Here is a 10,989-nt window from a genome sequence, read left to right as displayed (position 1 = left end):
CAGCCATTTCCTGAACCCGGCGACACGACGCAGCCGTTACGGGTTACATAGACGAGACCGTATCGTATTTCAACGACGTTCGGAAGCGACTACCAGACTGCAGATGGGCTGACGGCGAAAACCGACAATGATCTTTTTTCGGGACGAGACGGCACGGCCTGGTAATATCAGGTCCAATCGACATTCAGGCCACCCAGATCATGGCTGAGGCGAGGTGAACACAGCCAAGGAAATGGATGGCACGTCGGTCATATCGGGTAGCGAAGCGTCTGAAATGCTTTAGGCGGTTGAAGCAGCGCTTGATACGATTGCGCAGCCTGTAGGCTCTGGTATCGTGCGGCATGACAATCCTGCGGGTGCGATTGCAAGGTATGACAGCTTCTGCGCCCATCTGGGCAACAAGGACGCGTAATGCATTGCTGTCATAGGCCTTGTCGGCAATAACAGCAGCCCTTCCTGCCCCGCGAGCAGAGCCTGCGGATGGGTGACATCGCCGACCTGCCCGGCCGTAATAATGAAGCGCAGCGGGCGGCCCAGCGTATCGGCCGGCATATGGATCCTGATCGTCAGACCACCTCTGGAACGCCCCAGCGCCTGGTCCTTGCCCCCCCTTTTCCGTTTGCAGCCTGCTGATGGGCACGAACGATCGTTGAATCGAACATCAGATACTCATTGTCCCGATCAGCCATCAGTATCTCGAAAATCCTGTCCCATACCCCGGCATGACACCATCTGCTGAAACGACGATGCACCGTCTTCCATTTGCCATACCGCTCAGGCAGGTCCTTCCAATGCGCGCCAGAGCGTAGAATCCAGAGGCAGCCGTTCACGAACAGGCGGTTATCCGTCCCACTGCGGCCTGCATCCCCAACTTTGCCCGGGAGCACAGGCGCAATCTGTTGCCATTGTGCTTTACTCAACTCGTACCGCTTGATTCCCATCCCACACTCCCTGCTCTGACACGGTGCCCAGTGAAACATCCGTTCCAAAAAAAGAAGATCCTGAATGTCGATCGGACCCCAGCCAGCGCTATCCCTGCTCATTCGCACCATAAAATGCAACCGTAATGCTAACAAAAACTCTGCGTCGATGATATCTGTACACTGACCGACCGTCAGAAACATGATAGCAACCTTTCCCGCAGTATCGACAATCGCGTAGATTTTTGGTGATCAGTCCACTACGGGTTCGTCCGGCGGTTTGATCCGCGCTGCTTCTTATAGGCCCCATGCTATGCTGGTGCGCACGAACAATCGTGCTGTCACTTATCATATATTCATTGTTGTGATCCGTTGCCTGGTATCAGGAGATCGGTTCGATCACTCCGCTTTCGCACCAGCGGCGTAGCCATTGCTGCAATTGCCAAAGCAAACTCGCAGATCACGTCAGGGAACACCGACACAATAAACCGGCGGGTATTTACAGCCACTCCGCCAACAATATGTTCTTGCCTGGGGAGAAAATCCTTTACCTGCCTTCATAAACTATAGCTTAAACCATACCGCCCCATCCGCATTTTTACTAAAAATCTAAAAAAACCATTACAAATAAAAGAAAATTACAAAATAGTCGATGTTATAATATAAATACGCCAAAATCCCCAACTCTTGGAAAGATTTAAAACGTCTAAATTTCCGAATATTACGATACAAAAAAAATTGTCATTCAGATATATTATTAAGAATAGATAACGTGAAATTTTTATGAAATCCGTTTTCCTCGCATTCCATTCTATCCCTGCTTATTCCATATACCGTACTTTCTATGCCGTATGACCTATAAATTTTTACGCTGACGCGTCAGAGACCGAGAAAACATGGCCTACCAAACCAACATAACCGCTTCCATGCTTGCACTGGCGGGAATAATGGCCCTGTCGGTCGGAAGCCGGGCTTCTGCACCTGCAAAACTGAAACAGATTAAAACGGTTGTAGTTATCTTTGCAGAAAACCGTTCTTTTGATAATCTGTACAATGGTTTCCCTGGCGCTGACACTTTTGCGAATGAACCCCGCAGCCAGTGGCTGCAGCACGACCGTGACGGCAGCATATTGCGTGAACTACCGCCTGTATGGGGCGGCCTCACGGCCCGCGGCGTGCCCAACCCGATTACGCAGGCTATAAGCGCCCACCTGCCCAACAAGCCTTTTCGCATAGATGATCCGCAGGGTTTCAACAGACCACTCAGCACCCTGACACAGGACCTGTGGCATCGCTTCTACCAGAACCAGATGCAGATTGACGCGGGACGGAACGACATGTTTGTCGCATGGGCGGATTCCGGCGCGCTTCCCATGAGCTACTGGGATGGTTCACATATGGAGATGTGGGAGATCGCGCGCCGATACACATTGGCCGATCATTTCTTCATGGGGACGTTTGGCGGCTCATTCCTTAACCACCAGTGGTTGGCCTGTGCCTGCGCACCCTATTACCCTCACGCAGATACCAGCCCAGCACAGCCCGTCATTTCAGCCGTTGATGCATCGGGCACGGCACTGCTCATCAGTCCTGCATCGCCGCGTTCTGCGATGGATGGCATACCCAAATTCGTGCGTGACGGAAATCTCACGCCGGATTTCTACGCCGTCAACACGATGCAACCGCCATACCAGCCCAGCTATAATTCCGCCGCGGTCGGGCAGAACGCAGCCTATGCCGATCCGATGCAACCCACCACCATGCCCGCGCAGTCAGCGCCAACAATCGGCGACAGACTAAGCCGGCGCGGCATAACATGGGCGTGGTATGCTGGCGCGTGGAATGATGTTCTGGAACATGGCAACCATTATCCAGCCCCGGACTTCCAGTACCATCACCAGCCGTATAATTACTATGTCCGTTATGCACCAGGCAGGAAGGCGCGGCGCAAGCACCTGCGTGATGGTGGTCTCGGGGGCGCTGGCTTCATTGATGCGATCGACCGCGGCACCCTGCCGCAAGTTTCCTTCTATAAGCCACAAGGCAATCTGAATGAACATTCCGGATATGCTGATATCCAGTCGGGCGACCATCACATTGCCGATCTAGTCGCCCATCTGGAAAAAAGCCCCCAGTGGCCGCACATGCTGGTTGTCGTAACCTATGATGAAAATGGTGGACTCTGGGATCATGTCGCTCCACCCAAAGGCGACAGATGGGGACCCGGCTCCCGCATTCCCGCCATTATCATCTCCCCCTACGCAAAGCGGGCCTATGTGGACCACAGTGTGCAGGATACGACATCCATCCTGAAATTCCTGACCGAACGTTTTCATCTGCGCCCGCTGGACGGCGTGGTGACCCGGGATAAGGCCATACAGGCCGCAACAGGCCAGAAGCTTGGCGACCTGACGGGAGCGCTGGACCTGTCCGGCCGCACGAAATAGCCTGGCCCTTCCAGGCTTTACGGAGCGCGGGCTGCCCCTGCGGAGGCGAAATAACCATCGGTCAGGGTACGGAGGAAGGCGACAATGGCATCAATTTCGTCATCATCCAGCGCGGGCCGGTTATCGGGACGCGGGCCGAAGGGTGGGTCCATGTTAATGTTGCCATGGTATTGTACGGGCAGGTCGTCATATATCCGCACCTTGCCGTCCAAACCGGTTGGATACCATATGTCAGGGCGCATATCACGCAGCGCGTAAAACGCGACCGCCTGCCTGAGTGAATGGATCACGCCGTTGTGGAAAAAGACATGCCGCGTTGCTACATTGCGCAGTGAAGGCGTGCGGAACAGCCCGCAATATTCCGGGTGACCCTGCATATCCGTGCGATCCGGGCCACACAGGCCCATATCGTAGTAATCGGGGTTATGATTAAGCATGATCTGGCTGTTGCGCGGCACGCCGAGTGCAATCAGCCCATAATCGGTAAACTGCGGTGGCGTGCCATCATGCCCCTGCGCGCTGACATGGCAGGAGGCACAGTTACCCTTGTCCTTCCGTTCAAACAGGTGTAGTCCGCGCTCTTCCTGTGGGGAAAGCTGCGCCCTGCCTGCCAGAACGGCATCGTATTTACTGCTGTAAGGATAGAACAGCCGGGCATCCTGCTGGTAGGTGGCAAGGGCTTCCGCAATCAGGCCAAACCGTGCATTATTTTCGTCCCCTGCCAGCATAAGGGATCGCAGGCGCGGCCCGTAACCGGCGGCAAGGGCATGACGCACGACTTCCGCGCGACTGACATTGGCCATCTCGTACGGGGCAAGCAGCGGAATCCCGGCCTGCGCCTGCGCGGTATCCACCCGTCCATCCCATGTCAGTCCACCTGTGGGACCGTTATCCATGCTTTCCTCGGCCTCGTCCTCGGAATCATAGAAATGCTCAGTAAACTGGGGCACGGCCTGCAGGTATTTAAGCGACGGCACCGCGCGGTGGCCGCCTTTCTGCACCGAGAGGTCGTTATCCTGTGCAAAAGCGTCCTTCTCCACGTGGCATGTCGCGCAGGCCATCTGACCCGAAGCAGACAGGCGCGGATCATGGAACAGGTCACGCCCCAGCGTGGTCAACGCCCGTGCCCGGGCACGGGCCTCTGGACGCGAGAGAACGGTCGGTTGCGCACCGTGCCCCAAACCGGGCGGGGTCATTATACCCGCGACAAAAGCCCACAGGATCAGGCCATAAAAACCTGGCCGACGCGACCGGAACATCACACGCCATGCCCTCCATTGCCAGCTCACAAGGGGCCTCCGGCCCTGAACCAGACCAATGTTACGATACCGCGGCAAGGCACGATATAGTCAGACCCCAATACACGCTGGTGATTTTGCCGCGGCGTTTCATATATTTTCATGGCCACACCGATGTCATTCACCCGAAAAACATCCGTAGCCGACTTTCGTCGGGATGAAAAAATATTATGTATTCTTTGGATCTGTACTTTTGAAGCCGTAAGTTTTATAATCGGTCCGCACGCCCGTGCTGTCAACATGCACGACCATGTAGCCTTCTGGCGTACCAAGATGGGTGCCCTGCCACCAGTTTCCACTTACGGCCCCTCCTGTAATAAAGGGAATATCATGGGAAATGACCCGTTCAAGAACGTGTGTATGTCCCTGAAATACAGCCAGGACATTATGAGGATGTAGCAGGTCAATAATCTCACGGGTATTTACCGTACTCATCGCCTGATGCTTGAATGCCGACGGACTTTCGTCCGCATATGTATAAAATGCGGTAACCAGCGGAATATGCGTGGAAATAATCAATGGTGTGCCCGCAGGCAATACGGAAAGGTAATTTTTCAGCCATGCGACCTGCTGCGCATCAATCCGTCCTTCATAATCCCGGTCTGGCGTTATATTGACTGAATCCAGAACGATGAAATGAACTCCCTTATGCACAAAGGCATAATAGGTTTCTCCAAAAGCGCGACGGAAGTAGTTCTTGCCAAATTCGGGATCATTCACGGATGCACCACTACTGGCATATACGCCAAAGCAGTCATGATTCCCGACCGTGTGATATATTTTCTTGCCAATCTCCTGCTCGGTCATTTCATACAGATCAAGAATTCTGTTTGCCCGCTCAAGAGATACATCCATGGCGTCAAAAACATGATCGCCGCCCTGCAGCACGAAATCAGCCTTTTCCCTTGCCGCTGCGCGAAAGCACATCCGGCATCCTTTCTGTGCATCCAGTTCAGGCTGGAGGTGTGTATCCGTGATGAACAGAAAAGAAAACGATTCCGGCACGGCAGCCGCGGCGGGTCGTGCCATCGTGCTGTCAACCCACGAAGCCGCCACGATCCCGGCGCCACCCGACAGAATTTTACGACGAGAAAGTAGTGTCATATTCTAGGCCTTGTCATTTCAGTATGCACAGAAAACAAAATCAGAAAAAATGCTTCCGGACGGTAAAAAATACCTGTCGTGGTGCCCCTACCTGCAATGTCTGGAAGCTGCCATCCGGGTCTGAGTTTTCAAATCCGTTTGTACCGATACTTGATATATACTGCTTGTCGAACAGGTTGACGAGGTTTAGCTGCATTTCAAGACCATTTTTCCAGCCTCGTCCATGGAAACGGTAACCGCCAGAAAGGTTAAAAATGATTCGGCCAGGAATGGGTGAATTATTAAGATATGTATAAAACCGTCGGCTCATATATTGTCCGCCAAACTGTCCCCATATGCTGCCATCATCGTAAGAAATCTTGAAGTTGCCGATATTTCGTGGTGTGGCGACCACCTGCTTTCCTGCAATGGGAAGGATCGTGCTGCTACCGGGAACGCCAACATTGTCATTATAATGCGCGTCGTTATAAGACCATGTCCCGTAGAACGACCAGTTGCGGTAGAACTTCCAGTTGATCGCGGCTTCCACGCCACGTGATGTCACGCTACCCACGTTTTCCAGAATGTTCTGGTTTCCCACCAGGTCAATACTGACCGAGGATGTCAGCAGGCGATTGGTAAAATCAACATAATACCCCGTAAGCGATGCCTGCAGGTTTGCATTATGGAAACGGTACCCTATTTCTCCGGTGGTGGTCTTTTCGGGACGAAGATTGTTGTGGATATATGCAAACCCTGCCTGCGTAGTGGAGAACGGCCCCGTTGCGGCGGATGCCTTGTAGGCGGCCATATTTTGCGCAAAATCCCCAAAAACCTCATTATGTCGATCAATGGTATAAAGTAGTCCCGCCTGCGGCAGGAAGCCATCTGCAGCCGAGATGGATGCATTGATGGGATTGTAACTCTGGATTGTCTCGACAGAACTGTTTGAAACAAGGGACTTGAACCCTGCATTCAGGCGCAGGTGCGGGGTAATGGCCCATGTATCTTCCAGATGAAACTGATATACATGGGTGCGAAACGCATATTGCCACTGCACGTCGAATGGATTGGAATAGAACTTCTCAAAACTGGTAGGTGCCACACCGGCCTGCAATGGATAGAGCTTGGCTGCCTGCTCGAAAAGATTATTTTCAAACCAGAAACCGGTTTCGATCTTATGATGGGCAATACGATACATAAGATTAGAGATCACGCCCTCACGGTGCATGTCATATTCGGTCGTCGATACAGACAGGGGTGATCCACCCAGAGCCGAAGGCGTCGGATCATAAGGATCAGCCCACGTTCCCGGTCCCCGGTCATAATGACCATAAATAGTGGTGGAACCAGACAGGTGGGGAATAATATCGTACTGAAATTTCTCATATCCCAACACATCCTGTCGGACCGCGCCGCCTCGATAATAGGTATCGTCTGCCGTGCGATACGGGGCAGGAAGCGTCTGCCCGTTCTGTGATGCGCGGGCAATCTGTTCCGCCAGTTTGTAATTATTGCTTATATCGTCCTGATTATAACCGAGACGGTTAATAAGATTCAGCGATACGTCGAGATAATCATCTTCCCTCCGGTCATCAAAATCCAGAAAAGTCGTGGCTTTGACATGTTCGCCCAGAGGTTGAACATATTTGAAATTCAGCTGCTGCTGGCGCTGCTGTCCCCATCCCTTCCACTTGTCCGCGAACTGATAATCATAGCTGACGTAGAACTTGCCGCCTCCCGGCAGCAGGCCGCTATTGACCTTGATAAATCCGCGCGACGTGGTGGCGCTGCCAATCGAACCGCTCACATCTATCCCGAACCGATCAGTGGGATTGACTGAAGTAAACTGGATTGTCCCACCAAGGTTGCTGGTGGAGGCCGTGCCTAATCCCCCGGTACCCTGCGCTAGCGTAACGGGACCGTTATTTTCATTTTCCAGGGCCCGTCCAATCGCCAATCCGTTGTTATTGCGGTAATCCATGTTGCCCAACGGGACACCATCCATGGTGTAGCCAAGCTGGTCAGTAAAAAAACCACGTACCGTTATCTGCTGTGCCCATTCATAAGCACCCAATGGATCGGACGATTGGAAGTTAACCCCCGGTAGCTCCGAAAGGGTTGCCAGTGGCGATGTACCCGGCGCTGTCTTGTGAAGTTCAGCGCTGGAAAGTGTCTGGACCTGTCGTGACTGTCCTGTTCCCAGCACGATCAAGTTTTCCTGCGGCGCAGCGCCAGGCGAACTGACAGGCGTATGTCGGGCAGCATGTTTGTTGTCCCGCACCGTTGCCTGAGGCGTAATCAGAACCGTTCCATCGGGCTGACGTATGATCTGCAGGTTTGAACCCTGTGTCAGGCGCCCCAGGGCATCGTCAAATGTCATGGAACCGTCAACTGGGAGTGCCATTCGATCGCCAATATCAGCTACAGAAAACAGGATGTCGCGCTGGCTCTGGCGCGATAACTCCGTTAGCGAAAGTGCCAGCCTTTGTGCAGGCAGGTGTACGGATAGCAAAGGAGTTGCAAAGACGCTGGAGGACAGGGCGGTAAGTCCGATACTACCGGTAGCGGCAAATAAGGAATGACGGAAACATGGCATGAAGCGAGACATAAGGTAGGGATCCCCAGCAGATGTGGTTCCAATTGTGCGACCTACCCATAAGACGAATGAAACGGATGCCCCCTCATCCATGCAGTGATGATGTCATGAAACCTTCATAATAGTTATGGACGGACCAATCACGGCGTGAACCGGTAGTATTTTCTCAAGAACACGGGAAAAATTTTCATTATTCCCAAAATGGTAATATCCGCTTACGCGCAGGTCTCCCGTACTATTACCGTTAAGGATAATTTTTTGAGTGGAATAGCGGTTCATTTCAGCCACGACAGTGGAGAGCGGCGTATCCCGAAATGAAAGCCGTCCCGTACGCCACGCCATGATATCATCAAGCCGGGGCGTATCAATCACGACAGCATCGCCCGGCGTAATTGTGGCACGCTGTCCTGCGGCAAGACGATAAGCCGGATGTTGAGGACCAGTATGTAACGTGGCGACCCCATCCAGAACGGTAATCGTGCGGCTGTCCTCCATGTGACGGACATTGAAATGCCCTTCCTGAGATAGCAGATGACACGTGCCCATCTCTGTCGCAAAGGCGGCTGCCTGCTGCGCCATTTTTATTTCGATCTGGCCATAATAAAGGTCAATACAGGTATTGCGCGGCGCCAGCCCAACCGAACTGTCACTATCTATCAGCAGGTCAACGCCTTTTCGGACAGACAGGTTGATTTTTTGACCGATCGACGTGCTGACAACCGATGCTTCGGTCTTCCGTGGCGCTAGCGCCAGTACACCGATACCTGCTGCAAGACCGGCAACCAACCCACGTCGTGTCATGCGACGATGCGCTATGGGAGACGCCATGACAGGAGATGCAGGTACAACGCTACTATGCTTCCATACGGCCTGCACCAGATAAAAAGCCTGTTTGTGAGAAGGATGCTCGTCCAGCCACGCCTGACAGGCAGTCCGGTCCTGAACGGAACAATCATCCGCCTGCAGCCGCGCGACCCAGCGCGCTGCAGTTTCATGCAAAACTGATATCATTGAAGTTAGTCCAACAGGCGACTTGTCAGGAACGCAAGCGCCTTACTGATATGCTTTTCCACTTTACTGACGCTATACCCCAATTTTTGCGAAATCTCGCTATAGGATAGTTCCTGGATCCGATGAAGCAGAAAAATCTCGCGCGTAGACGGATCAAGATCCTGTATCGCGTCCTGTAATATCACAAGCTGCTCACGCGACAGGAATACCTCATCAGGAGAGGGATTTGGGCACTCAATATTGTCCCATCCTTCATCCGGCAACGGGCTACAGGGCAGACAGCGTGTTCGCCGGTTTTCGTCACGAGCAGCGTTGTGGGCAGATTTCAGAATATAGGATTCGGCATGCTGGATATGTGTCACCCCCCGTTCAAGCAGACGCAGAAGGACAGTTTGTAACAGATCATCGGAATCCTCAGAACCTGTCCGCTGCCGGATTTTGGATGATAGCGAAAACCATCGGGACTGACGCTTTACCCATTCAGCCATGAAGATAAGTCATTCTAATCAAGATGACGTCCTACGTTTGCGCGATACCAGAAAGTTTTCCAACATTCATATTACTAAGAATAATATATCACGAATTACAGCAATATAATATGTGTTCATATAAATTTCATATTTTATGCAATATATTGATTTTACTGAAAAGTTATGTCCAAAATATACTTTGGATCCACATATCGCAGGATAAGGAAATCTGTCTTTAACCGACGTATATTTATTGCGAGAAACCAGAAAATAACTTAAGTATATCGAATTAATTACAATTATAATTTAATATATTAGAAAAATAAACAAGTTTATTTATCATTATCGTCTAGATACGTGTAATGTGTGATTTTTCCCTGGTTCCAGGGAACGGTGTAGATATGGTGGTATAGTCTGAGTAACAGCCCATGGGGGCAGATAACCGTCTATTAAAATCCGTCTCGCGCAGTCCCCCCTTGACGTGCTTGACCTTAACTTCCTGAAATGCCCTCGATTTAAAGTTTGATCTGTCCACTGGAGACGGACCATAAAAAAAGCACGATTTACGCTGGCCAAGATCACCAAATCCCTGCGAAAGCATCAAACGGACATGGTAACTTCAGGCGAAAAGCATCATGGAGACATCCCGGCATTGAAGGGGCTGCCGGTAAAAAAAGCTCGTGACACGTGGCCTGCGGCAGGAGGCCGTGACCTGGGCGATGACCGAACGGGATTATTCACAGCAGCGCGTCTGCCACTTGACCTACATGGGTCCCCCAAAGCCTTGACGCTTTGTGTCGCGACGGCTCGAAGACGCTGATGCACGCATCTGGTTGAATGCGTTGGCTGCACAAAACCGGCGGTTCGGCCACCCTCCTGCTCAATACGATAACTTGCGGGTATCGCCGCACCACCTTCGCAAGTTGCCGCGTCCACGCATACAGGCAATGTGTGCTACCCGGGAGCCGCTGCGAAACTTCCGCTAGCGCATATCCCCATTCGGTAATCTGCGCCACCGCATCACGCTTGAACCCATCACTGAAATTGGGCTTCCCCATCAACGCCTCCTGTCCTCATTTTTAGGAGTTCGGGCGTCCAGAAATCTAGGGACTATTCAGTGCAACAGTATCGATATCCTTCTTTCCAACAAAACCCGTTCGT

The 10,989-nt window shown here is 52.2% G+C and carries 6 protein-coding genes and 2 pseudogenes; 1 reads left to right on the top strand and 7 read right to left on the bottom strand.

The genetic code is table 11. From position 1 onward, the window contains the following. Positions 1 to 184: 184 nt before the first annotated feature. A pseudogene (locus F1542_RS00865) lies at positions 185 to 935 on the bottom strand (IS5 family transposase). A gap of 932 nt (positions 936 to 1,867) precedes the next feature. Between F1542_RS00865 and F1542_RS00860 the strand changes: the two are divergent. Next, positions 1,868 to 3,367, top strand: a complete 1,500-nt coding sequence (locus tag F1542_RS00860) for an acid phosphatase (RefSeq protein ID WP_408886213.1) — start codon at positions 1,868 to 1,870, stop codon at positions 3,365 to 3,367. A gap of 17 nt (positions 3,368 to 3,384) precedes the next feature. Here F1542_RS00860 and F1542_RS00855 read toward each other — a convergent pair whose 3' ends face one another. The 6 genes and pseudogenes from F1542_RS00855 to F1542_RS17000 all read right to left on the bottom strand — a co-directional run. Continuing rightward, a complete protein-coding gene (locus F1542_RS00855; RefSeq protein ID WP_346011736.1) occupies positions 3,385 to 4,656 on the bottom strand; it encodes a cytochrome c peroxidase in 1,272 nt (423 codons plus the stop codon). Between the two features lie 177 nt (positions 4,657 to 4,833). Further along, a complete protein-coding gene (locus F1542_RS00850; RefSeq protein ID WP_193731344.1) occupies positions 4,834 to 5,769 on the bottom strand; it encodes a metallophosphoesterase in 936 nt (311 codons plus the stop codon). Positions 5,770 to 5,809: 40 nt separating this feature from the next. Then, positions 5,810 to 8,359 (bottom strand): TonB-dependent receptor, encoded by a 2,550-nt coding sequence (locus F1542_RS00845; protein WP_193731343.1) that lies wholly within the window; start codon positions 8,357 to 8,359, stop codon positions 5,810 to 5,812. 93 nt (positions 8,360 to 8,452) lie between these two features. Continuing rightward, positions 8,453 to 9,346 carry a DUF4880 domain-containing protein gene (locus F1542_RS00840; protein ID WP_193731342.1) on the bottom strand — a complete coding sequence of 298 codons (894 nt, stop codon included), beginning with the start codon at positions 9,344 to 9,346 and terminating at the stop codon, positions 8,453 to 8,455. A gap of 17 nt (positions 9,347 to 9,363) precedes the next feature. Continuing rightward, positions 9,364 to 9,846, bottom strand: a complete 483-nt coding sequence (locus tag F1542_RS00835; protein WP_193731341.1) for an RNA polymerase sigma factor — start codon at positions 9,844 to 9,846, stop codon at positions 9,364 to 9,366. An 896-nt stretch (positions 9,847 to 10,742) separates the two neighbouring features. Next, positions 10,743 to 10,886 (bottom strand): annotated as a pseudogene (locus tag F1542_RS17000) (transposase); the annotation flags it as partial. Between the last annotated feature and the right edge of the window lie 103 nt (positions 10,887 to 10,989).

The organism is Komagataeibacter sp. FXV3, from assembly GCF_015155755.1.
Taxonomy (GTDB): Bacteria; Pseudomonadota; Alphaproteobacteria; order Acetobacterales; family Acetobacteraceae; genus Komagataeibacter.
Note: the sequence above shows the minus strand (reverse complement) of the source record. Positions and strands in the feature narration are given on the sequence as shown.